Annotated in this window: 12 protein-coding genes and 2 pseudogenes; 5 read left to right on the plus strand and 9 right to left on the minus strand. The window is 71.2% G+C overall.

The annotated features are described in order from the left end of the window. Nucleotides 1-967 precede the first annotated feature (967 nt). Nucleotides 968-2,590 (minus strand): sigma-70 family RNA polymerase sigma factor, encoded by a 1,623-nt coding sequence (locus tag V1634_RS28735; protein WP_331210853.1) that lies wholly within the window; start codon nt 2,588-2,590, stop codon nt 968-970. Between the two features lie 826 nt (nt 2,591-3,416). Here V1634_RS28735 and V1634_RS28740 point away from each other — a divergent pair. Together V1634_RS28740 and V1634_RS28745 are read left to right on the plus strand one after the other, a co-directional pair. Then, on the plus strand, nt 3,417-4,868 hold the full coding sequence (locus tag V1634_RS28740) for a non-reducing end alpha-L-arabinofuranosidase family hydrolase (protein ID WP_331210854.1): 1,452 nt from the start codon (nt 3,417-3,419) through the stop codon (nt 4,866-4,868). Nucleotides 4,869-5,050: 182 nt separating this feature from the next. Beyond that, complete coding sequence (locus tag V1634_RS28745) at nt 5,051-6,058, plus strand: erythromycin esterase family protein (protein WP_331210855.1); 1,008 nt, start codon at nt 5,051-5,053, stop codon at nt 6,056-6,058. Nucleotides 6,059-6,309: 251 nt separating this feature from the next. Here V1634_RS28745 and V1634_RS28750 read toward each other — a convergent pair whose 3' ends face one another. The 3 genes from V1634_RS28750 to V1634_RS28760 all read right to left on the minus strand — a co-directional run bounded on the left by V1634_RS28750 (nt 6,310) and on the right by V1634_RS28760 (nt 11,969). After that, the gene (locus V1634_RS28750) at nt 6,310-9,768 is read right to left on the minus strand and encodes a galactose-binding domain-containing protein (protein ID WP_331210856.1); all 3,459 of its coding nucleotides are present in this window, start codon (nt 9,766-9,768) and stop codon (nt 6,310-6,312) included. A gap of 291 nt (nt 9,769-10,059) precedes the next feature. Continuing rightward, entirely contained in the window at nt 10,060-10,737 is a 678-nt protein-coding gene (locus V1634_RS28755; protein WP_331210857.1) for a response regulator transcription factor, read from the minus strand. After that, entirely contained in the window at nt 10,734-11,969 is a 1,236-nt protein-coding gene (locus V1634_RS28760; protein WP_331210858.1) for a histidine kinase, read from the minus strand. The genes V1634_RS28755 and V1634_RS28760 overlap by 4 nt, the downstream gene beginning before the upstream one ends. A 164-nt stretch (nt 11,970-12,133) precedes the next feature. Here V1634_RS28760 and V1634_RS28765 point away from each other — a divergent pair, with 164 nt between their 5' ends. Continuing rightward, nucleotides 12,134-13,924, plus strand: a complete 1,791-nt coding sequence (locus tag V1634_RS28765) for an ABC transporter ATP-binding protein (protein ID WP_331210859.1) — start codon at nt 12,134-12,136, stop codon at nt 13,922-13,924. After that, nucleotides 13,921-15,660, plus strand: coding sequence for an ABC transporter ATP-binding protein (locus tag V1634_RS28770; protein WP_331210860.1), 1,740 nt, complete (start codon nt 13,921-13,923; stop codon nt 15,658-15,660). The genes V1634_RS28765 and V1634_RS28770 overlap by 4 nt, the downstream gene beginning before the upstream one ends. Here V1634_RS28770 and V1634_RS28775 read toward each other — a convergent pair. Next, nucleotides 15,645-17,384 (minus strand): ArnT family glycosyltransferase, encoded by a 1,740-nt coding sequence (locus tag V1634_RS28775; RefSeq protein WP_331210861.1) that lies wholly within the window; start codon nt 17,382-17,384, stop codon nt 15,645-15,647. The genes V1634_RS28770 and V1634_RS28775 overlap by 16 nt on opposite strands. 234 nt (nt 17,385-17,618) lie before the next feature. On the opposite strand from V1634_RS28775, the gene V1634_RS28780 reads away from it, so the two are divergent. Then, nucleotides 17,619-17,948, plus strand: coding sequence for a hypothetical protein (locus V1634_RS28780; protein WP_331210862.1), 330 nt, complete (start codon nt 17,619-17,621; stop codon nt 17,946-17,948). An 842-nt stretch (nt 17,949-18,790) separates the two neighbouring features. On the opposite strand, the pseudogene V1634_RS35540 reads toward V1634_RS28780, so the two are convergent. The 4 genes and pseudogenes from V1634_RS35540 to V1634_RS28795 form a co-directional block, all read right to left on the minus strand. Further along, nucleotides 18,791-19,054, minus strand: a pseudogene (locus V1634_RS35540) (hypothetical protein); the annotation flags it as partial. Nucleotides 19,055-19,143: 89 nt separating this feature from the next. Then, nucleotides 19,144-19,384, minus strand: a pseudogene (locus V1634_RS35545) (hypothetical protein); the annotation flags it as partial. A 157-nt stretch (nt 19,385-19,541) separates the two neighbouring features. Continuing rightward, on the minus strand, nt 19,542-20,945 hold the full coding sequence (locus V1634_RS28790) for a hypothetical protein (RefSeq protein ID WP_331210863.1): 1,404 nt from the start codon (nt 20,943-20,945) through the stop codon (nt 19,542-19,544). Between the two features lie 162 nt (nt 20,946-21,107). Then, nucleotides 21,108-23,648: an ATP-binding protein gene (locus V1634_RS28795; RefSeq protein WP_331210864.1), complete on the minus strand. Its 2,541-nt coding sequence runs from the start codon at nt 23,646-23,648 to the stop codon at nt 21,108-21,110. Nucleotides 23,649-23,868 lie beyond the last annotated feature (220 nt).

Raw genomic sequence — 23,868 nt, forward strand, 5'->3', positions numbered from 1 at the left:
CGGCTCCGGCGGCGGTGCCCTGATGAGAGATTCACACCGATGAATGCAGCTTGTCAATAGTTTGGGAGCCAAACAAACTAGGACCGCCAGTCGTCGTCTCGCGGGTTGAACCTGAGCGCTCGGTGCCCACCTCGCCTGTCTGCCGATCCGACGGCTGGCGGGCGAACCCGCCTCGTCCCGTCGGCCCAGCTCGTCGAAACCCCACGCCTCGCGGACCATGATCGACAACTTGTCGCCGACGACGCGTTCGGAAACGAAGACCCGAACGCTCGTGCGCGCCGGCTTCGTGCAGGACTCCACCGGACACGCCGGGAGCCGGCGCGTCGCCTACTCCGCGCCGGCTCCCGTCGCCCACGTCCAACAGTGGGCGGTCTCGGGGTGCGGTCGAGGCGGGAAGGGCGGTCCCTCCGCTCCCGCATCCCGAGCGTCATGGTGTGCCGTGGGTCAGTCGACCGGTCCCGGGGCGGGCGCGACCGGTGGCGACCGTGCCACGAGATGCACGCGTTTCTCCCTCTGGTCGCGACCATCCCCGCCCGTCGGCGTCCCGGGCCAGCCGCGAGCGCACGCTATGTTAGCGCTAACACGAGCGCACGCAACCTGCCGTCACATCAGGGAAACCGGGGTGAGCCGCTCCTTCGGATGTACCGGATATTGCCAGACCGTTTCGAGGTACTCAAGGGTGAGCGTCAATGTCTGTAGCGGAATTTACCGCACCGGGTGACCAGAGGCGGACCCCGGTCCGACAGCGACTTTGAATAACGGCGACAGATAACACTTTCCGGCGAAGTTGGCCCGTCCGCCATCGCCGGATATCTCACATCGTTTTTCTGTTATCGACACCGGCACCGCAGGGTCGCCGGCCCGGCCGACGCGGTCGGCCGCCGCCGCCCCTCCGGCACCGGCCGACGTCCAGGGACGGACGGGACCCTGGTCGCTGCCGAAGGGACCGCCCGGGAAATGGGCCGTGCTACCCGCCCAGCGGGGGCCTGGTCCGGAAGGAGGCGTCAGCCCGGAACTGGGGATCCTGGACGACCTGGTCCACCCACAACTGGAGATCCCGGTGCCGCAGGAACCAGCCGGGGTAGTTCGACGCCTCCAGCGACACGGAGTCCGGTGCGGTGCCCTGCCGCACACAGAACGTGGCGTCCCCACGGAACAGCCGGCTCTCCTCGACCTCGCTCAGCCGCACCCGCCAGGACGAATGGCGCAGGTAACGGCCGTCCTCGGCGCGGAAGGAGACGCAATCCGCGTCCGCCAGGCCAGGGACCGCCTCGAACGTCGCCCGCTGCCGCGTCGCACCGTCACTCTCCGCGCCGACCGGGGTCAGCAGTCCGAGGCCGTCGACCGCCGCGACGAACGACCCCACCTGGTTGACCGACTCCATCGACACGCTCCCCAGCGGAAACCGTCGCGGCTCGGTACTCGACGGTGGGGCACCGGTCCGGCTCGGTCGCCCGGCGGCCGGCGTGGTCGCCCAGGGTGCCGACGTCGGGGGGACGGTGACCGTCGGTGCGGCGGTGGGCCCGGCGGCCGTGGGTGCCGAGGTCGGCGCGGCGATGCGCAGCGGTGGCCGTGGGTCCGCCGCCGGCCAGGTCGCGGTGGTGACCGTGGCACCGGCGGCCACCGTACCGGCGGCGACCACGGCGACGACGGGATGCGTCCCGATGAGCTGGCCCAACTGGCCGAGGAGCCCTGCCTTGACGCCCGCGCCGACGGCCCCGGAACCGCCGACCCCGTTCGCGCCCGAAACGGCCGCCGTCGACACCGCGCCGAGGACACCTCCGGCCACTCCGCCCTTCGCGGTCAGAGTCGCCGCGAGCGCCGCGGGAACGGGGATCAGCGCCAGGCCCACGAGGAGGCGCTCCGGCGCGACCAGCGCATCGCCGTATCGGCCACAGACCGGGCAGGACCGGGTGTGCCGGGTGATGCGCTTGCGCCACAGCGGGCTCGGCTGGCCGTCCCAGTCCGCCAGCACGGCCCCGAGGACGTCGCAGCCCGGGCGGGCGTCCAAGGCGGCCACCAGCCCCCGGCTCAGCTCCAACTGGTTGCGCATCCGCTGGACGCGTACTGCGGCGTGCGCCACCGGGACACCCAGCGACGCGGCCAGTTCCGCCCTGCTCAGCCGGCCCGCGACCTCCAGCCACCACAGCGACAGCAGCGCCCGGTCCTCCGGGTCGAGCCAGCGGCTGGCCCGTACCACCTGCCGGCGCTGGTCGGACAGGTCCACGCGCAGCAGCGCCAGGTCCTCGAAGTCAGCCCCGGCCTCCGGCTCCCCGGCCACCTCGTCCAGGGCCACGGCGCGCTCGGCGGCGGCCTGCTGGCGCTGCGCAGCCGTGCTGACCTGGCGCAGCGCGATCGCCACCAGCCAGGACCGGAAGCTCTCCGGCGTCCGCAGCGTCCGCAGCTCCCGCAGGGCCCGGAACATGGTCTCCTGCACGACGTCGTCGACGTCCGGATGGCCGCTCAACGCCCTACGCACGATGGTGTAGACGATCGGCAGGTACGTGACGACGAGCTCGTCAAGCGCCCGCCGGTCGCCGGACTGTGCCGCGACGACCAGACTCGTCTCGTTGGTACGGGTAGCTCGCATGTCCCATCGCTGTCACAGGTGTCGGAGGGTGGTGCTGGGCCCGGGCCGACATCAGCCATGGAACGGCGGGCGTACGGGCACGAACGGTGTCGAGCCGTCGCACGCCGGTCGGGTACCCGGCGGAGTCGAGGGGCCGATGGTGTGGTGGTTGACTGTGATGGACGCCGACTGCCGAGTCAAGAAGTAGCCGTGGATTCTCCGGCACCCGTTCGCGGACCGGCGACGGGCGGGTAACGCGAAGAATATCCGCGACTGCCTCCGGAATGTCGTGGGATGCCGGGAGTTTGGGCGGCCGCCGGGAAAGTCGACGACGCGGGCGAAGAACGGTGCGCACCGCTCATTCGAGCCGCTCGATGCCCTTTTTCGAGCCCGCCGGAAATCGCATCTTGCGGTGGATGCCCAGAAGGCGATATGTTACCGCTCACATCGGCGGCCACCCATGGGCACGGGTGTGGACCACACCCGGGGTGGCGCCGACAGGACGCGCGGGACGTCTTTCGATCGGTCCCCCGGCCGCGCCGGCAGGAACGCACGACGGGCCAGGGCGGCGCACGACGGAGCCAGGGCTGCGCACGCCGCCCACGGACACTCGTCGCTGCGCGCCGCGCTGCCGGCGGTCGCCCCGGGCTGCGGCCGACCGGCGCCCCTGCCGGCCGTCCGAGCCGCTCGATGGCCTGGTGTACGTCGCCGCCGCCCCCACCGATTCCCGTAGGACCGGACGGGCGGGCGGCGGCGACGGCCGGGGGCACGGTAGCCGATGCGGGCATCTCCAGGTGCCGCGTGCCCCCAGCGCGGCGACACCCAGCGCGACTGTAAGGAGTCTTCAGTGCGACAACCAGCCAGACTACGAGTGGGCCTGTTCGTGGCGGTCAGCGCGATGGTCGCCGCAGCCGGGGCGGCGACCGTCCTCCCCGCACACGCCGTCGCGGCCGGCTGCTCGGTGAACTACTCGATATCGTCCCAGTGGCCGGGCGGGTTCGGCGCCAACGTCACGGTGACGAACCTGGGTGATCCGATCAACGGCTGGACCCTCACCTGGACCTACGGTGTGGGGCAGCGGGTCACCCAGGCGTGGAACGCGTCGGTGACGCAGAGCGGTACCCAGGTCACCGCGAGAAACGTCGGTTACAACGCCTCGATCGCCAGCAACGCGCGGGTGTCGTTCGGCCTCAACGGCTCGTGGACCGGCAGCAACCCGGTGCCCTCGTCGTTCACCCTGAACGGCACGACCTGCACCGGCGGGGTCACCAACCCGCCGACCGACCCGCCCACGAACCCGCCGACGAACCCGCCGACCGACCCGCCCACGGACCCGCCGGCCGGAAACCTGCCGACCAGCTTCCGGTGGAACTCCACCGGCGTACTGGTCGGGCCGAAGAACGACGACCGTGAGATCGCCGGCATCAAGGACCCGTCGGTCGTCTATCACAACGGCCGCTACCACGTCTTCGCCAGCACGGCGAAGTCGGCGGGCTACAACCTGGTCTACTTCAACTTCACCGACTGGTCCCAGGCCGGGAACGCCCCCTTCCACTACCTCGACCAGGCGCCGCTCGGCACCGGATACCGGGCCGCGCCGCAGGTGTTCTACTTCGCCCCGCAGCGGCTCTGGTACCTGGTCTACCAGACCGGCAACGCGTCGTACTCCACCAACCCCGACATCGGCAACCCGAACGGCTGGACCGCACCGAAACACTTCTACAGCGGCATGCCACAGATCATCCAGGACAACATCGGCGACGGCTACTGGGTCGACATGTGGGTCATCTGCGACACCGCCAACTGTCACCTCTTCTCCTCCGACGACAACGGCCACCTCTACCGGTCGCAGACCTCGCTGGCGAACTTCCCCGAGGGAATGAGTCAACCGGTGATCACCATGCAGGACCCCGACCGGTACCGGCTCTTCGAGGCCGCCAACGTCTACAAGATCGCCGGCCGGGACCAGTACCTGCTGATCCACGAGGCGATCGGCTCGGACGGGCGCCGCTGGTTCCGCTCCTGGACCTCCTCGGACATCGCCGGGCCGTGGCAGGTGCTCGCCGCCGAGGAGAACAACCCGTTCGCCCGGGCCAACAACGTCAGCTTCCCGGACGGGGCCTGGACCCGGGACATCAGCCACGGCGAGCTGGTCCGCACCGACGTGGACCAGACCCTCACCGTCAGCCCCTGCAACCTGCGCTACCTCTACCAGGGCATGGACCCCAACGCCGGCGGCGACTACAACAGTCTCCCCTGGCGCCTCGGTCTGCTGACCCAGACCAACTCCACCTGCTGAACGGACCCGTTCAGTCCGCGGCGAGCACGGCCCCGTCGACCGGTCGCGGGGAGACAGCACGGCACGGGTCTCCCCCGCCGTCGCCGGGGCCGTCGTCCGCGTAGTTGAGACTTGTCGGCCACGGTGACGCACCGGCCGTAGCGAAAGCTTCATCTCGAAATTCAATGGTACGTTTAAGCTACATGAGCCAGGACATTCGGGACCTCATACCCGAGCCATGTGATCTTCTCGCCCTGGGCGAGCCCACCCACCAGGAACCCGCGTTCGGCGCGATCCGCAACGAACTCTTCGCACAGCTCGTCGCGCTCGGCTTCCGTTCGATCGTCGCCGAGACCGACCGGGTGGCCGCGTTCGCCGTCGACGACTACGTGCTGCACGGGACCGGAAGCCTCGACTCGGTACTGCGCGAGGGTTTTTCGCACGGCTTCGGCGCCCTGGAGGCCAACCGGCGGCTGGTCGCCTGGCTGCGGGAATACAACATGGATCGGCCCGAACGGGAGCGGGTGACCTTCCACGGCTTCGACGCCCCGACCGAGAACACCAGCGCACCCAGCCCGAAAAGCTATCTCGAGTACGCACGCGACTATCTGCGCGTCGAGCACCTCGACATCGCCGGCATCGCCGGGGACGACCGTCGCTGGAGCCGCGCCGAGGCGGTCCTCGACTTCGCCATGTCGATGGGCGGCACACCCGAAGCCGGACGGCTGCGGGAGATCGGCGAGGATCTGCGCACCCGGCTCTACGCCCGCGCACCGGAGCTGATCGCGGCGACCTCCCGCGCCGAATGGCTCCGGGTCAGGGCGCGGTTGGAGGCCGGCCTCGGGCTGCTCCACTACCACTGGCAGGCGGCGCAACCCCTCGGGCAGAGCGACCGGTTCCGCCTCCTGCTGACCACCCGGGACACCCTGATGCACGCAACCTGCTCGACATCCGCAGCGTCGAGGCGGCGCGCGGCCCGACCATGCTCTTCGGCCACAACGGTCACCTGCGCAGAGCCGGTAGGGCCGGGAGCGTTGCCGGCACGAGCGCCGACTGGTTCGGCGCCGGAGCGATCGTCGACTCCCTGGGGATCGGCAGCTACTTCTGCATCGCGGCGAGTCTGGGCCGCAGTGCGGTTCTCCAACTCGACGAGCCCGGGCCGGACACCTTCGAAGGTTTCCTGCAACGCCGCGTCACCGACTGGGGCCTGATCCCGGCCGCCGAGGTGTCCCCGGCCCGCACCCGGACGGACACCACCGCGCGGCAGGGCTACTCTCCGCTCGACCAGGCGACCGTCGACGGCGCCGACGCGATCCTGCACGTCAGCGGCTGAGGCGTCCGCGCGGACACCGTGGCCGCGCGGCCGGAGGGCCGTGGCCCCGGGTCGGCAGGCTCGCCGTCCGGGTGGCCACGGCCCTCGTCGCCGCGATCAACCGATCGCCGCGATCCTGCTGAACAGGCCCTAGCCGATCGGCTCGACCCAGATGTTGCGGTAGAAGAGGTTGGGGCCGGGGTCACCGTGGTCCTGTAGGCGGATCGGTCCCACCGAGGGTCCCTCCGGCGCACCGCCGCCGGTCGGCCCGTTGATCTCGGCATTGTCGTGCACGGTGACGCCGTTCCACACGACGGTGACCCGAGCATTCTCCGTCTTGACCCCGGCCGCGTCGAACCGGGCGGCCCGGAACGTCACGTCGTACGTCTGCCAGGTCTGCGGCGCGGTCGCGGCGTTCACCCTCGGCGCGAGTTTCTCGTAGATGGCGCCGCACTCGTTGGTGGCCGGCGTGGTGTCGCCGTACGAGTCGAGCACCTGCAACTCGTACCGGTCCTGGAGGTAGATTCCGCTGTTGGCCCGGGCCTGCCCGGTGACGTCCGCCGGCAGGTTCGGCAGCCAGAACTCGACGTGCAGCCTGAAGTCGCCGAAGCTCTGCCGGCTGCGGATGTCGCCGCCGAGCACCTCCACTCCGCCGTTGCCCAGCGGCCAGGTCGGGTTCGCCCCGTTCGGCTGCTGGAAGTTGTTCAGGTTGGACCCGTCGAAGAGCGTGATCCGGCCGGGGGTCCCGGCGGGGCCGTACGCCTCGAACTCGTAGATCCGGGCCGCGTTGTCGGTGGTACTGGTCGGCGCGGTCACGTTCAGCCGCAGGTATCTGGCCTGGGTGGCCGAGATGTCGTGCGTGGTGACGTTCGCCGTGTTGCCGGTGACGGTCGCCGCCGTGCCCCAGGCGGTGCCGTTGGTGCTGACCTGGATGGTGAAGTCACGGGTGTTCCAGGCGGTGTTCTCCGCACCGGCGCCCGCGTGCCGGACCACGAACCGGTGCACGCTCTGCACGGTTCCGAGGTCGACCTGCAACCACCTGGTGGCGCCGAGCGAGCACCACTTGTCGCTGTTTCCGCCGGTCACGCTGCCGTTGACCGCCTGCGCCGGCCCCTCGGCGCCGGAGCAGGAACTGTCGGCCGTCGCCGGCCGGCCCAGGGCGAGGTTGGCCGACGGCGGTGCGGTGCCGCCGTAGACCTCGAACTCGTAGATCCGGGCCGCGTTGTTGCCGTCGCCCGCCGGGGTGGTGATGGCGAGCCGGACGTACCGGGCCTGGGTGGCCGCGAAGGTGTGCGTGGTGGTGTTGGCCGTGTTGCCGGTGACGTTCGCGACCGTGCTCCAGGCGGTGCCGTTGGTGCTGACCTGGACGGCGAAGTCGCGGGTGTTCCAGCCGGCGGCCTCACCGCCGGCACCGGCGTGCGCGACGACGACCCGGTTCACGCTCTGCGTCGAGCCTAGGTCGACCTGCAACCACCGATTGGCGCCCGTCGAGCACCACTTGTCGAGGTTGCCGGAGGTGGTGGTGCCGTTGACGGCCTTCGCCGGGCCCTCGATCGCCGAACAGGAGCTGTCGGCCGTGGCCGGCCGGCCCAGGGCGAGGTTGACCGGGGGCGTCTGGCCGGGGATCGCGTTGAGGGTGTACCAGACCTCGGTGCTCCACAGTGCCTGGCCGTCGCTCGCGCTGAACGGCCGGGGTGAGCGGACGTGTACGACCCGGCCGGCCTTGAGCCCGTTGACGACCAGGGTGACCTTCTTGCCGTCGGCCGAGAGCGTCGCCGAGGAGACCGAAAGCGTCTCCTCGTCCACCTTCGGCCCGCCGTAGGCGGCGGTCGGGACGTACCGCCACTGCTTGACCCGGTACTTCGAGGCCAGCGCGGTCGCGGTCGCCGCCGAGAGCGGTTTGGTGTACTCGATCTCGAACCCGTTCGACCGGGCCCGCATCGCCAGCATGTCGAAGTTGGTGCTGCCGTTCGGGGCGATCTTCTGCAGGCCGTGGCTGAGCTTGCCCTCCTGGCCCCAGTTTCCGCCGCCGTGCAGGCCGCCGGTGTAGAGGGCGCCGTCCGGACCGACGCTGACCTCGGAGACGCCGGCCTCGAGCCCCTGCGTCATCCGGAACAGCGCGCCCTGGTATTCACCGTTGACCTTCTCCAGGTACGCCCGCTGGAGGCCGCCGTACGTCACGTCGCCGATCGCCATCTGCCCGGCGAAGGGCCCCTGGGTCAGCATCACCGGCGTGCTCGGCGAGTTGCCGATCTCGTTCTGCGGGAACCAGATGACCGGCTGGGTCACCGGGTTGTTGTCGAACGGGCCGGCCGGGTTGAGGTAGTGGTTGAAGAACCGGTCCTGCTTGATGTGCAGCAGCTTGGACGCCGGCTGGTAGCCGCCCTGGTTGTCGGTGACGAAGAGCCCGCCCTCCGGACCCCACCCGATCCCGTGCGGGGTACGCAGCCCGCCCGCGATGTACGACACCGCGCCGGTGCTCCGGTTCACCCTGATCGTGGTGCCCCGGTTCCCCGCCGGCTGCGGGTCCGTGGTGGCACCGCCGTAGTTGATCGACACCGACAGGTTCAGGTAGAAGAACCCGTCGGCGTAGAGCAGCCCGAAGCCGAACTCGTGGAAGTTGCCGCCGAACGGCCAGGTGGCCACGGTCCGGTAGTTGTCGGTCACCCCGTCGCCGTTGGTGTCGTTCAGCTCGGTCAGCCGGTGCTTCTCCGAGACGTAGAGCTTGCCGTCGACGACCTTGATGCCCATCGGTTCCTGGAGCCCGCTGGCCACCCGGGTCCGGGTCACCTGGGCCGGGCTGGTGTTGCCGGTGACGTTGCCCAACAGCCAGACCTCGCCGGCGGTGGTCAGCGAACCGCCCCAGGTGAGCACCGCGAGGCGCCCGTCCGGAAGCCAGTCGAAGCCGGTGACCTGCGGTTCGAAGCCGCTGGGCCGCAGGTTCGTCAGCGTGTAGTTCGGGTGGACGGCGGTCAGCGGCAGCCCGTCACCGGGCGAGTCCCCGCTGGCCTCGCACTCCTTGCGGCCGGGCGCGGTCACCCGGACGACCCCGGCGTCGGTGCTGAGCACCGAGTTGGGCACGGTCACGAAGGACGTCGAGCCGGGGGTACGCCACTGCAACGTCAGCTGCTGGCCGCCGTCGCGCTCGAAGTGCTCGATGCGCAGTGAGTGGTATCCGGTGCCGAGGTCGACCGTGCCGTCCTTCGGGTCCGGTCCGTGCAGCCCGTCGTGGTCGACGACGACCGCGTCGTCGATCAGCAGTCGCGACCCGTCGTCGCTGAGCAGCCGGAAGGTGTAGCTGCCGGCCTGGGCGATGTTGATGTTGCCGAGGACCTGGGCCAGGAAGTAGTTCTCGAAACCGAAGTCGGCCGCGCTGGTCCAGTCGACCGTCGGCATCAGCTTGTCGACGTTGGGCGTCTGGGCGGCCTTGAGGGTGCAGAGGTTGTTCAGCGGGACCTGGAGGTCGAAGACCCGCAGGGTGACACCGGGCTCCTGCGGCGGCGGCGCGGCCGTGGCGGCGCCGGTCGGCAGGCACACGGTCGCGACGGCGAGCGCGGTGGCGACCGCGCCGAGAATCGGCGTACGCGCTCGTCGGAGTGGTCGGAACATGTTTCCTCCCAGGGTGAGCGGGACGACGCCGCACCGTGACACGCACGGCGGACCGCTCGGCGGCGCACCGTGATCGGCCGACGGACGACATCGTGACGTCCTGTACCTGACCTGGCACGCCGCTGCCTGGCGAGGCAAACACTACGATCGTTACGTTTGGATGTCTAGATGTTTCGTCAAGACGGATCCAACTTTCCTAGCCGTCGACAAAAGTGCCTGGGTCACTGCACGGTCCCGCGCGGGGCGGGAAGCCGCGGACGCGGTGGTGGCGGTGGTGGCGGCGGCGTTCGGTCAGCCGGCGGCAGGGACCAGCCCGGTCTGGTAGGCGATCACGACAAGCTGGGCACGGTCCCGCGCGCCCAGTTTCCCCATCGTCCGGCTGACGTGCGTACGTGCGGTGGCCGGACTGAGGAAGAGCGCGGCACCGATCTCGTCGTTGCTCATGCCCTGCCCGACCAGGGCGAGCACCTCGCGCTCCCGGTCGGTCAGGACCGCCAGCCGGTCCTCGCCACTGCGGGCAGCCCGACGTCGCGCGGTGAACTGGCTGATCAGACGGCGGGTGATCCGGGGGGCGAGCAACGCGTCACCGGCGGCGACCACCCGGATGGCGTGCAGGAGTTCGGCCGGACCCGCGTCCTTGAGCAGAAAGCCACTCGCCCCCGCCTGTAGGGCCTCGAAGACGTTCTCGTCGGTGTCGTAGGTGGTGAGGATGAGAACCCTGACCTGCTCCAGCCCGCTGGTCTCGGCGATCTGGCCGGTGGCGCGTATCCCGTCCAGCCGGGGCATGCGGATGTCCATCAGCACCACGTCGGGCTGGCTGGCGCGGGCGAGTTCGACCGCTTCGGCGCCGTTGGTGGCCTCACCGACCACCGTGATGTCGTCCTCCAGGTCGAGCAGGACCTTGAAGCCGGACCGGACCAGCCGCTCGTCGTCGGCGATGAGCACTCTGATCGGCGGGGCGGAGTTCACGACTGCGGTCCGACCGGGGCGAGCGGCAGGTGCGCGGTGACCTCGAACCCGCCCTCGGGTCGGGGCCTCGCGTCGAGTTCGCCGCCGAGCAGGCGGCAGCGTTCGCGCATCCCGGTGATGCCACGGCCGGTGGCCGGTGAACCGCCGGTGCGAGCCGGGACGTGCGAGGAGTCGCCGCTCCCGTCGTCGACGACCCGTACCCGCAGCGCGTCGATGCCGGGTTCGAGTACCACCGTCACCCGGGTCGGGCCGACGTGGCGGATCACGTTGGTGATCGACTCCTGCACGATGCGGTACGCCGCGCTGCCCACCGCGCTCGGCAGCGGGGTCACCGGCGAGGTCCGCTCGACCGCGACCTCCAGCCCCGCCTCGCGGGCCTTGCCGGCGAGCTCGTCGATCTGGCCGAGCCCGGGGTAGGGTTCGCGCTCGTCGCCGTCACGCAGGACCCCGAGGATGGCACGCATCTCGCGTAGTGCCCGGGAGCTGGTCTGTTCGATGGTGTGCAGCGCTTCGCGGGCCTGTTCCGGCCGCTTGTCCAGCACGTGCGCGGTGACGCCGGACTGCACGTTGATGATGGCGATGGCGTGCGCGACCGTGTCGTGGACCTCCCGGGCGATCCGCAGCCGTTCCGCGTCGACCCGGGCCCGGGCCTCCTCCTCGCGGGAACGCTCCGCCAACTCTGCCCGCTGCTGCGCGTCGGCCGCGATGACCCGGCGGGACCGCACGGACTCACCGAGCGTCGTGCTGATCACCGAGCCGCCGATCCGGAAGAAGACCCAGCCGAGCGCCGCCCTCGGCTCGATGTCCGCGGCGGCGACCAACCAGCCGACGGCGAGCACCGTGGTGCCCACGGCGGCGACCCGCAGCGAACGGCGGCCGTCACCGTAGGCGGCGAGGCTGTAGAGGGCGACGAAGAGACCGAGGTAGGAGAGGCGATCGGGAAAGCCGAGTCCGAAGTAGACCAGGCTGGCCAGCGCCGTGACGACGAAGACCGCGACCGGCCACCGGCGACGGGCGGCGACGGCCACCCCGCTCACGACCAGCAGGAGGTAGCCGGCATTGCCGAAGTCCGAGACCGGCCTGGAGACCGGTTCGGGAAGACCGACCGCGTAGTCGGCGACGCTCAGAATCTGGATCACGGTGACGAAGAGCGCGAGCAACACGTCCGAGAACCAGGCGGGCCGGCGGGAGAACAAGGCGGAGACCTGCCCCGACACCGCCCCCAGCTCCATGCCGTGATCGTACGGTACCCGCGACGGCGCGTACCGCCGCCGCAGAGCGTCACCGACTACGCCGGCCGTCGTAACCGCTCCCCCGCGCCGTACGCGCGTTTACGTAACCGGCGTCATCCGTCGACGGAAGCGACACGTGCCTGGTCGGCGCCACGATCGACGGCATGCAGAGGAACCTCTCCCCGGGACGGAGCCTGGCCGGGCTGCTGCGCCCGCATCTCGCCGGCTTCGCCGCCGTGGTGATCCTCCAGGTCATCGGCGCCGTCGCGGGTCTCGCGCCGCTGCTGGCGGTCGTCGAGCTCGGCCGTACCCTGTTGTCCCCCGGCCCGGTCGACGACGGACATGTCCGGACCGTCGTCCTCGCGGGGGTGGTCGGCCTCTTCGTCCGGCTGCTCTTCACGGCGGCGTCCTCCGGAGTCGGGCATGCCGTCGACAGCCGGGTGCAACTCTCCTTCCGCCGGCAACTCGCCGAAGGACTCGGCCGGGTACCGATCGGCTGGTTCTCCCGACGCCGCACCGGCGAGCTGGCGAAGGTGGTGGGCGAGGACGTGACCGCCGTGCACCCGTTCATCGCCCACACTCCCGGCGAACTCGTCTCCGCCTTCGTGGTGCCGCTGGTGTCGCTGGTCTATCTGTGCACCGTCGACTGGCGGCTCACCCTCGTCACGCTGGTTCCGGTGCTGCTGGCGGTGGCGCTGGTCCCGCTGATGATGACCCCGACCCGGCTCCGCGAGCAGCGGGAGTTCGACGCGGCCATGGGACGGATCGCGAGTTCCGTCGTCGAGTTCGTCCAGGGAATCTCCGTGGTCAAGGCCTTCGGCGGAACCGGGCGTGCCCACCATGCCTTCCGGACGTCCGTGGACGACTTCGTCAACTCCTTCCTCCGGATGGTGCGCGGCCTCGCCGGGATCGCCGCCGGGATGCAGGTCGCGCTCTCGCCACCGTTCGTGCTGCTGGCCGTACTGATCGGCGGGGCGGCTCTGATCACGACCGGTTCGATGGCCCCGGCGGACCTGTTGCCGTTCCTGCTGCTCGGACTCGGCCTGACCGCTCCGGTGGCGGCGCTCGGCCACGGCTTCGACGACATGCAGGCTGCCCGGCGCGCGGTCGGACGGATCCGGGACGTGCTCGCGGTGCCGCCGTTACCCGAACCCGCGCACCCGGTCGCACCGCGTGGACACCAGGTGGAGATGCGCGACGTCCGGTTCGGCTACCTCCCCGACCACGAGGTACTGCGCGGGATCGACCTGGTGCTCGACAACGGTACGGTGACCGCGATCGTCGGGCCGTCCGGAAGCGGGAAGTCGACGCTGGCCCAGCTGCTGCCCCGGTTCTTCGACCCGACCCACGGCTCGGTCCGGCTGGGCGGCGTCGACCTGCGCGACATCGGCAGCCGGGAGCTCTACCGGAGGGTCTCCTTCGTCTTCCAGGACGTCCGCCTGCTGCGCGCGTCGGTCGCGGAGAACATCGCGCTGGCGGTACCGCGAGCCGACCTCGCCGACGTGGTCCGCGCCGCCGAACTGGCAAACATCCACCAGCGGATCCTGGAACTGCCGCGCGGGTACGAGACGGTCGTCGGCGACGAGGCCGGACTCTCCGGTGGCGAGGCACAGCGGATCTCGATCGCCCGGGCGCTACTGGCCGACGCTCCCGTACTGGTATTCGACGAGGCGACCGCCTTCGCCGATCCGCAGACCGAACTGGCGGTACGCCGGGCCCTGGCCACGTTGCGGGGTGGCCGGACGATCCTGGTGATCGCGCATCGCCTGGAGACGATCGCCGACGCCGACAACGTCGTGGTGCTGGAGAACGGGTCGGTCGTCGAGCGCGGCAGCCCCGCCGAACTACTGGCCCGGGACGGGCGCTTCGCCGCGTACTGGCGATCACACCGGTCGGCGCTCGCCGACGGTCCCGGACCGCACGCTGGCGTACCGCTGGGAGGCGAGCCCCGATGATCCGAATGCTGTTGCACGTGCTGGGCCGCGAGCAGGCCCGGCCGGTACGCCGCACCGTCGCGTTGATGACGGCGACCGCGGTGCTGGAGGGTCTCTGCTACGCACTGCTGGTCCCGGTGCTGCGGAACCTGTTCGGGAACACGCCCGACGCCGCGTGGCCCTGGCTGATCGCGTTCGGTGCCGTGGTCGCCGGCTACGCGGTGCTGCGCTACGTCAGCGACGTCTCCGGTTTCCGCGCCGCGACCACCCTGTTGCGGAGCACGTACCACCGGCTCGGTGCACACCTGGCCCGGCTGCCGCTCGGCTGGTACAGCGCCGCCCGGGTCGGCGAGGTCTCCGTACTGGCCAGCCGGGGCGTCCTCCAGGCGATGGGTGTGATCGCGCATCTGCTGGCACCGTCGATCTCCGCCAGCGTGACGCCGCTGACAATCGTCGCCGTGATGCTCGCCTTCGACTGGCGGATGGGACTGGCCGCGCTGGTCGCGGTACCGGTCGTGGCAGCGGTGCAGCTCTGGACGGGACGCGCGATGGCCGCCGCCGACGCCGAGCGCGCCGAACGCGACCACGAGGCGACCGGGCGAGTCATCGAGTATCTGCAGGCGCAGCCGGTACTGCGGGCCGGCGGCCGTACCGTCGAGCGGTTCCGCCTGCTCGACGACGCGTTGCGCGAGGTCGAACGCGCGTCCCGCCGTACCACCCGGTCGGCACTGCCCGGCGTGCTGGGCCTGACGCTCGTGGTGCAGGCGGTGTTCACCCTGTTGCTGGTGCTCGGCGCCTACCTCGCACTGGGTGGGCACATCGGCACGGCCGAGGTCCTGACGATCCTGGTGCTCGCCGCCCGGTGCGCGGATCCGCTGCTGTCGCTGTCGGACATCGGCAGCCAACTGCGCGGCGCGCGCGCCGAACTGGTCAGACTCGACACGCTGCTGCGCACCGAGCCGCTGCCGGAACCTCGCCAGCCCAGCCGACCGGAAGGCCACGACCTGCGCTTCGAGGCCGTCTCGTTCCGACACGGCGACCGTACGGTGATCGACGAACTCTCGCTTTCCGTGCCACAGGGCCAGCGGCTCGCCGTGGTCGGACCGTCCGGTGCGGGCAAGACGACGCTGCTGCGCTTGCTCGCGCGCTTCTACGACGTGCACGCGGGGGCGGTCCGGGTGGGCGGGGTGGACGTGCGCGCGATCGACAGCGACCTGCTGATGGCGCGGATCGCCTTCGTCTTCCAGGACGTCTATCTCTTCGCCGGCACGATCGAGGAGAACGTACGTCTCGGCCGTCCCGACGCGAGCGATGCCGAGGTACGGGCGGCGGCGACCGCCGCGCGGCTGGACGACGTGATCGAGCGACTGCCCGGCGGGTGGGCGACGAACGTCGGCGAGGGCGGTGCACTCCTCTCCGGTGGTGAGCGGCAGCGTGTCTCGATCGCGCGGGCGCTGCTGAAGGACGCGCCCATCGTGCTGCTGGACGAGGTGACCTCGGCGCTCGACCCGCTGAACGAGGCGGCCGTGCACGAGGGCATCGAACGCCTGATGGCGGGCCGGACGGTGCTGATGGTGGCACACCGGCTGCGGACCGTCCGCCGCGCCGACCGGGTCGTCCTGCTGGACGGCGGCCGGATCGTGGCGGAGGGAGACCACGACGGGCTGCTACGCCGTGGCGGCCGGTACGCCGATTTCTGGAACCTCCCCACGACCCCGGCGGGTCGGCCGACGTCTGCCGGTCACGGGCGACGGTAGATGGTGATCGAGTGCCCGACCTCGTCGATCGGCCTGCTGCTGTCGATCAGCGTGGACAGTGGGGGTTTGGCCTTGGCGACCCGGCTGTTCGACACGACGAGCAACCCGTGGACCTCGCTCGGCGGCACCTTGAGCGGGTCGGCCGCGACGATTCCGTAGTAGGACGGCACCCCGCTGCCCTTGTAGACCAGCCAGACCTTCTCCCCCGGGTACCGCTGCCGGAGGCGGTCGGCCAGCCGTCCCAGGTCCTGTCCCCAGTCGACGTTCGAGTCGTGCAGGTGCAGGTGCGTCTTCGCCGGCCCGCCGAACGCCTCGTTGGAGTACGGCAGGTAGTAGGGGTAGGTGTTCAGCGAACTGACCGCGACGAACAGCACCAGCGCCCCGGTCACCGCCGGCCCCCACCGCCAGCGGATGGTGACCACGGCAGCGGCGGCGACCGCCAGGAACATCGGCATGAAGATGGCGTACCGGACGCCGAAGTCACGGGATCCGGTCATGGCCGCGACCAGCAGCACCGCCGGGGGGACGAGCACGTACGGCACCACGGCGCGAAGCCGGGGCACCAGCAGCAGCGCCACGGTGCCGGCCAGCCAGAGCGCGAGCGCGCCGAGCGGTGTCTTCACCAGCATCGCGGCCGGCAGGTAATACCACCGCGAGCCCCGGTAGTGCCGGCCGAACAGGAAGCCGCTGAGCGTCTTGTCCTCGATGTGGAACTGGATCCGCATCCCGTCCCGGTATGGCTGCGGGAACGGCAGCCACTCCAGGGCCAGCCCGCGCAGCCCGTGGAAGGCACGCAGGTTCTCCGGCGTCGCCCAACCCAACCGGGGATCGACGGCGAGGTAGCTGGCCCACACCACGACGATCGCGACCAGCCCGACGCCGACCGACGCCGCCGCGCCGACCGCGAGCAGCCGGGCCTTCGCGCCCGCGCCGAGGTTGCCGCGGCGGCCGGCGTACCAGACGGAGACGACGACCAGCAGGAGCAGCACCGGCACCGCCGCCAACGCACTCATCCTGGTGGCCAGGGCCGCGCCGAGTGCCACCGCGGCGAGTGGGAGGTAGCGCAGCGGTCGGCGGCGGGCCCGCCACAGCAACCAGACCGACGTCAACAGGAACCCGGACGCGGGTACGTCGAGCGTTGCCAACGAGCCGTGCGCGATGACGTCGGGCGAGAACGCGTACAGCGCGAGCGCCACCGATCCGCCCACCCGGCCGACGAGCTCACCGGCGAACAGGTAGACGACCAGCCCGAACAGCAGCGTCAACAGGATCATCGGCAACCGCGCCAGCAACATCAGCCGTCCGGGATCGTTGCCGGATTCGTAGAGCAGATGGCGCCCGACCTCCCCCTGTGTACCTCGGAAGGCAGGGTCGAAGCGCGCGTCGGCGAAGAGCAGCCCGGCTCCGATGATCAGCTTTCCGAGCGGCGGATGCTCGGGGTTGTACCGCAGGCTGTGCTCCCGCAGGTAGACCATTGCCGTGCCCACGTAGACGGGTTCGTCGATGGTGGGGGTCTGGCGCAGCGCGGTGCTCACCATCGCGGCCGCCATCTGCGCGAGGAGCACCACCACGACGAGCGCGAACAGCCACCGTCGGTGCCGCCGCAGCCGGTCGAACCGGCCCGGCTGCCCGCCGGTCGTCGGGGTGGACCGGTCAGCCGCGACCGAGGGCACGGCGGCCTGCTGATCCTCGGGTTCGAGGGGCGGGTGCTGTTCGTGTGTCATCGTCCAGGTGGCCTGGTGGGCGTCCGGGTCAGGACCGCCACTCCGGCTGTCCGCCATGCATCATGGCACGGCCGGGTCCGAGCCGCCGCCCGGCTCGGATGTCGACCTGCGGCGGCGGCCGCAGGTAGGTCCGCGCTCGGCGGGCCCACGGGCTGCGTCGGCCGGCGGTCGGCGGCCGTGTCGCCGCACACCCGGTCACGTTTCGCCACCGGCGGTCCCGGGAAGGAGACGGGCATGCATCCGCACACGCCCGCAGCGCCCGGCATGCCCACCGAACCGCTGCCGATCGCCCAGGTCAACACAGGAATGTCCGTGCTGGACGTCACCGGCGAACACGTCGGAACGGTGTCGGCCGTCCAGCAGCCCGGCACCGACGTACGCCCGGACGCCCCGGCCGGGGAGGCGGAGCGGCTGATGAGCACGGGTTACCTGCGGATCGACCTCGACGGCATGACCACCGCCGACGCCTACGTCGGCGGTCCGGAGGTGGCGAGCGTCTCCGAGGCCGAACCGGGCGTGGTGACCCTCGCGGTGCCGCGTGACGCGCTCTCCCGCGCCGGCTGAGCGGAAACGTGTGATCCGCGGCCCGGGGACCGACCGGTCCCCGGGCCGCGACCGTGCGGTCCTGCTCAGAAGGGGTACGGGGCGTCGTCACCGTAGTCGAAGTACGCGTCGCCGACCCCGCCGGCCAGGGTGTGCTTGACATACCAGCGGCGTACCCGGTTCTCGAAGTTCTCGGTGATCCCCGGAGTGACCGTGCCGTTGCCGTCCCAGTCCGCCGGCACCGGATAGCTGCCCCGGTTGCCGTACTTGAAGTTGACGTCGTCGGTCCCGCCGGTGAGCGAGTTCTTCAGGTACCAGTGCCGCCCCCCGGTGGGGTCGTCGGCCACGATCCCGGGCGTCCAGGTCCCGTTGCCGTCCCAGTCCCCCGGCACCGGCAGCGCGTTGGCGTTGCCGTACTTGAAGGTGATCTCGCCGACGCCGGTGGTGTTGCTGTTGCGCAGGTGCCACCGCCGGGCCCCCGACTCGTTGACCACGATTCCCGGGGTGAAGGTGCCGTTGCCGTCCCAGTCGCCCGTCACCGGAAGCGTGTTCTTGTCGCCGTAGTCGAAGTAGAGGTCCGCGACGCCGGTGGTGTTGCTGTTGCGCAGGTGCCAGCGCCGGACGTTCTGGAAGTTGTCCACCACCGCCGGGGTGAAGGTGCCGTTGCCGTCCCAGTCGCCGGCCAGCGGCACCATGTCCGCGTCGCCGTACTTGAAGTCGACGTCACTGGTACCGCCGGCGACGCTGTTCTTCAGGTGCCAGTGCCACACCGAACCGCTGCGCAGCACGACGGCGGGCGTCATGGTGCCGTTGCCGTCCCAGTCGCCGGTCAGCGCGTACATCACCGGCGCGTTCCGGTTCAGCCACTGCTCCACGGTCTCGCCACGGAGCACGCTGAGCAGCGCCTCCTTGTTCTCGAAGCTGGTCACCTTGTCGCGGTCCTCGCTCAGGTGGATGTGCCACAGGTGCGAGGAGTCGGAGGAGACCGCGTCGTCGTAGCGGAAGTCCCAGCCCTCCACGTCGCGGTCGTTGTCGACCTGGCCGTAGAACTCGCGCCACCCGTTCATGCGCGGGTCCCTGGAGTCCTTGCCGGCGGCGAGGAGACGGTTGGAGAACCTGGCGATGTTCCCGTAGTTCGCCGCCGCCGCGTTCGCGGTGGTCGGATGCGGCAGATCCAGTTCCGCGTTCACCTCGCCAGGTGCCAGGGCGAAGCTCTGGGCCTCCGGGAAGGTCCAGTCGTAGGCGGCCGCCTTGTCCGACGGACCGCCCTTGTCCTCGGTGTCCCGCACCGAGTAGTTGTTCGGGTCGTTGGCCGCGCGGGTGTTGTGGTAGCCGGACTTGTTGGCGTAGATCCCGCCGTTCTGCGACCCGGACTGGAGCTTCAGCAGTTCCTGCATCAGCCACCAGGAGGCCTCGCTTATCCTGGCCGGGTTAGGGTTGGCGGCGGCGTTGGCCGGGGCGGGCGAGCCGACGACGCCCACCACGAGCACCGTCGAGACGATCGCGGCCGCCCAGCGCCCCGCGGTCGACGGTCTTGGCTTCCGGACGGGCACGAGCTTGCGTATCGAGTGTCGCATCAGGTTCCTTCCAGGGGTGGTGAGAGCGCGATCCGGGTCAGAAGGGGTACGGGTAGGGAGCGTCGTCGCCGTAGTCGAAGTACCTGTCCGCGACACCACCGCTGACGGAGTCCTTCAGGTGCCAGCGCCACACCCGGTTCTCGAAGTTCTGCACGATCGCGGGCTCGGTCGCCGGGGTCGTCGCGTTCCAGTTGCCCGGTACCGGGTACGTGCCGCCGCTGCCGTAGTTGAACTGCACGTCGGCCAGGCCGTCGCCGTCCAGGTCGTTCTTCAGGTACCAGCGGCGCGGGCCGTCGGTGTCGTCCACCACGGCCGGCGTCCAGAGCCCGTCGCCGTCCCAGTCGCCGGTCACCGGCCAGGTGTTCGCGTTGCCGTACCGCAGGGTGTGGCTGACGCCGCCGCCGCTGTTGGCGTTGCGCAGCTCCCACTTCCAGGCCCCGCCGTCCTTCGACACCACGCCCGGGGTGTACGTGCCGGTGCCGTCCCAGTCGCCGACCACCGGGACGCTGTCCTTGCCGCCGTAGAGGAAGTCGACGTCCGAGACCCCTCCGGCCAGCGAGTTCTTCAGGTACCACCGGCGGGAGTTGTTCTCGTTGGCCACCACGCCCGGTGTCCAGTCGCCGTCGCCGTCCCAGTCGCCGGCCACCGGGACCATGTGGGCGTCGCCGTACCGGAAGCTCAGGTCCGACACGCCGCCGGACTGCGACCGCTTGATGTGCCACTGCCAGACCGCACCGTCCCGGAGCACCACCGCCGGGGTGGACTGGCCCGTGCCGAACCAGTCGCCGGAGAGCGCGTACGACGCCGAGGGCGGGTTCCAGAGCGCGTTGACGATGATCTGCGCGTCCGCCGCCTGGACCTGGTACTTGTCCGGATAGGCCGAGACCTGCACGGCCTGGCAGACCTCGCCGACGGGTGCGCTGGCCCAGGAGTTGTTCGGATAGAGCCGGATCATCTTGTTGAGGAAGGCGTCCGTGGCCCACGTGGGGTTGAGCCGCTGCGCGCGGGTACCCCACGAGGCGCGCTGCTGGAACAGGCCGAGGCTGTCGTGGTCGACCTCCTCGCTGATGTTCTGCAGGTGGGTCTCCACGATCACGGTGGCGATCGCGATCACCCCGGCCCGGGAGGCGAGCCCCCGCGCCTGCACCGCCTCGACGACCTCCCGGGCGCAGGAGACCCGGTAGGCGCTCATGTAGCCCTTCATGTCCGACTTCAACTGCGAGTTGAGCTGGGTTGCCAGGGCAGCGTCGTTCGCGGTCGGGCCACCCGGGTCACAGGCGACCGTCGTGTACGCCGCGCTCATCGGTGCCAGCGCGGGCGGTAGTGCCGGATCCGGCACCGGGCCGGCCGCGGCGGCCGCCGGGGCGGCGATGCCCAGCGTCACCCCGGCCATGGTCAGCAGTACGCCGATCCGGCGCACTCGCGGCACTGTCCCGTTCACAGAAAACGTTCCATTTCGATCGAACCTCCGGTGAAGACCGGTCACGGATGGACCGGCCGGTGCTACAGAGGCTCGTGGAGATCGCTGGACGGTGACTGACGGCTCACCGCCGGTACCCACCGGTACCGGCGCGGCTCCCGCCGGTCAGCTCGCCGCCGGCACCTACCGCGGTACGTCCACCGGCAGGCCGATCCCGAGCCGCTGCGCGAGTTCGGCGGCCTGCGGTACGCCGAGCTTCCGGTAGAGCCGGTAGGCCTCGATCAGCAGCTCCCCCGCCGCCGGGTCGCCGTTGCGTTCCGCCGCGTCGGCGAGCGCCACGAGCGCCCGTGCCTGAAGTGCCGGCACCTGCTCCTCGGTCCAGTAACGCAGGGACCGCTCCAGACGCTCGACGGCCCCGTCGGTGCCACGCCGCAGCTCGACCTCGCCGAGGCTCAACTCCGTCAGCGCCAGCCCCCAGTCGTTGCCCCGGTCCCGGAAGACGACCGCCGCGGTGGAGAGTGCCTCCTCGGCCTCGGCCGCGCGTTCGGGATCGCCCGCGAGCGACTCGCCCAACGCCCGCAGGCTCTGGGCGGTACCGATCGGATCACCGATCCGCGCGAAGAGTTCGGCGGCCTTCCGGGCTGCCCGCTCGGCGTCGCCGTCGCGACCCTTGGCCAACAGCGCACCGGCCAGACCCCGCAGGCCGTACGCCTGGGTGAACGGGTCCTGGCGCGACCGGGCGATGGCGATCGCGGCACGGATCACCCGCACCGCCTCGTCGGTGTCGCCCCGCTGTCGCAGCACGAACCCGAGGCTGGTGAGGGCGCGGGCCTCGACCAGGCTCCGGCCGATGCGTCTCAGCGCCTCGGCGGCGGCCCGCAGCTCGATCTCCGCCTCGGGGAGTTGACCGGTCAGGGCGAGCGCGTAGCCGAGTTCCTTGCGCGCCATCGTCGCCCCGACCTCGTCGCCGAGCTCCTCCGCCAGTGCCCGTGCGGTCCGCAGCGTCGACAGCGCCGCGTCCACGTCGAGCTCGACCTGGCAGCTGCCGAGCCCGCGCAGCAGCGTCGCCGCACCGACCCGGTCCCCGGTCCGGCGGCAGCCCTCCAGCGCGGCGCGCATGACCCGGTGCCAGTCGTCGTAGTAGCCGCGCAGCTCGTAGAAGTCGGCACTGCTCCCCGCCAGGGCCCGGGCGACCGTGGCCAGGCCGATGTCGGCGCAGGCCGGCACCAGCGCGGCCAGCGCCTCCCGTTCGGCTTCGAACCACTCGACGGGCCGGTCGGTGGCGACGGAGAGCACCCGGGGGTCGGCGGCGGCGACCGCCGGATGGCTCCCGTCGTCGAGGTGGAAACGCTCACAATGCAGCCGCTCGCCCGCCCGCCGGGCCAGAGCCAGCCAGCCGGAGGCGGTCCGTTCCAGCGCGGCGGTCCAGTCGGTGGCGCTGATCTCCGCCCGCTGACGCTCCCGGGCGAAGAGCCGGGTCACCTCGTGGAACCGGTAACGGGGCTGGCCGGCCCGGTCCGGGCCGAGGGCGTCCAGCAACCGCGCGTCGAGCATCTCGTCGAGGACGGCGGCGCCGCCGTCCGACTCGCAACCCAGCAACGTCGCCACCGGCCAGCCCGGGAAGGTGGGCACGTCCAGCGCACCGAGCAGCGCGAACCCCCGGGCTGCGGCGGGGCTCAGGCCACGATAGGCGAGTTGCAGCCCCGGGCGTACGGCAAGGTCGCCGTAGCAGAGTTCGTCGAGCCGGCGCCGCTCGTCGGCCAGCCGCTTGCTGAGGGTACCCACCGTCCAGTGCGGTCGCGCGGCGAGTCGGGCACCGGCGACCCGGACCGCCAGCGGCAGCCCGCCACACGCGGTGACGATCTCGGTGGCGGCGGCCGGCTCGGTCCGTACCCGCTCCGCGCCGGCCACCCGGCACAGCAGGTCGACCGCGGCGGCGGTGGGCAGCGGCCGCAGATCCACGGTGGTCACCCCGGGCAGCCCGGTGAGCGGGAGGCGGCTGGTCACCACGACCGCGGTGCCCTCCGGGGCCAGGAAGGGCTCCACCTGCCGGTGGCCGTGGGCGTCGTCGAGGAGGAGCAGCACCCGTCGCCCGGCCAGCCGGGTGCGGAACAGTCCCGCCCGCGCCTGCACCCCGGCCGGCAGCGTCGAACCGTCCGCACCGAGTACCCGCAGCAGGTGCGCCAGTACCTCGGCCGGATCCACCGGTTGGCCGGCGGCGTCGCGCAGCACCGCGTACAGCTGTCCGTCCGGGAACCGGGCGGCGAACCGGTGTCCCGCGTGCACGGCCAACGCCGTCTTTCCCACCCCCGACGGTCCGGAGACGACGGCCAGTCCCGGACACCCGGTGGCGGTGTCGAGGACCCGGTCGAGCAGGGCGACCTCGTCGTCGCGGCCGACGAAGTCGGAGAGGTCCGCGGGCAGTTGCCGGGGCACGGCGACCGCCGGCAGCGCCAGTTCCGGACGGCTCTGCCCGGCGGACCGGCCTGGCCGGTTGGCCCAGAAGAGCGCGCGTCCGGCGGCGACGAACTCCTCCCGGGCGTTCCCGGTCAGCTCCAGCGCCGTCGCCAACTGCTCGACGGTGCGCGGTCGCGGGCCGCGTCCCCGGTCGCGTTCCATCTCACCCACGGAGCGGGAACTGATCCCGGCCCGTTCGGCGAGTTCCTCCTGACTGAGCAGACGGTCGAGCCGGTGCCCACGGAGCAGCACGGCGAACCTCTCCACCAAAGTCGCAGACCTCCCCGTGTCCGTCTGCTTACCCCGATGCCCGGAGGGTAGCCGAACGTCCGGTGCAACGTCAGGTGGAACGTCCGGTCGGACGTCCTGGCCCGGCATCGATCGTCGGGCTTGGATGGGTCGACCGGTTCGCGTCGGCGAGCGTGTGTCGATCGTCGCCCTGCCCGTGCTGCTCGACGGTCTCGGCGCTGTGCCATCGGGGAACCGG

Source organism: Plantactinospora veratri, from assembly GCF_036421995.1.
Classification (GTDB): domain Bacteria; phylum Actinomycetota; class Actinomycetes; order Mycobacteriales; family Micromonosporaceae; genus Plantactinospora; species Plantactinospora veratri.

What these genes read in the sequence shown, in the direction of transcription:
- V1634_RS28780 (WP_331210862.1), top strand. Translation starts at nt 17,619, where the DNA reads ATGCATCCGCACACGCCCGCAGCGCCCGGCATGCCCACCGAACCGCTG.
- V1634_RS28745 (WP_331210855.1), top strand. Translation starts at nt 5,051, where the DNA reads ATGAGCCAGGACATTCGGGACCTCATACCCGAGCCATGTGATCTTCTC.
- V1634_RS28760 (WP_331210858.1), bottom strand. Translation starts at nt 11,969, where the DNA reads ATGGAGCTGGGGGCGGTGTCGGGGCAGGTCTCCGCCTTGTTCTCCCGC.
- V1634_RS28735 (WP_331210853.1), bottom strand. Translation starts at nt 2,590, where the DNA reads ATGCGAGCTACCCGTACCAACGAGACGAGTCTGGTCGTCGCGGCACAG.
- V1634_RS28765 (WP_331210859.1), top strand. Translation starts at nt 12,134, where the DNA reads ATGCAGAGGAACCTCTCCCCGGGACGGAGCCTGGCCGGGCTGCTGCGC.
- V1634_RS28775 (WP_331210861.1), bottom strand. Translation starts at nt 17,384, where the DNA reads ATGACACACGAACAGCACCCGCCCCTCGAACCCGAGGATCAGCAGGCC.
- V1634_RS28750 (WP_331210856.1), bottom strand. Translation starts at nt 9,768, where the DNA reads ATGTTCCGACCACTCCGACGAGCGCGTACGCCGATTCTCGGCGCGGTC.
- V1634_RS28770 (WP_331210860.1), top strand. Translation starts at nt 13,921, where the DNA reads ATGATCCGAATGCTGTTGCACGTGCTGGGCCGCGAGCAGGCCCGGCCG.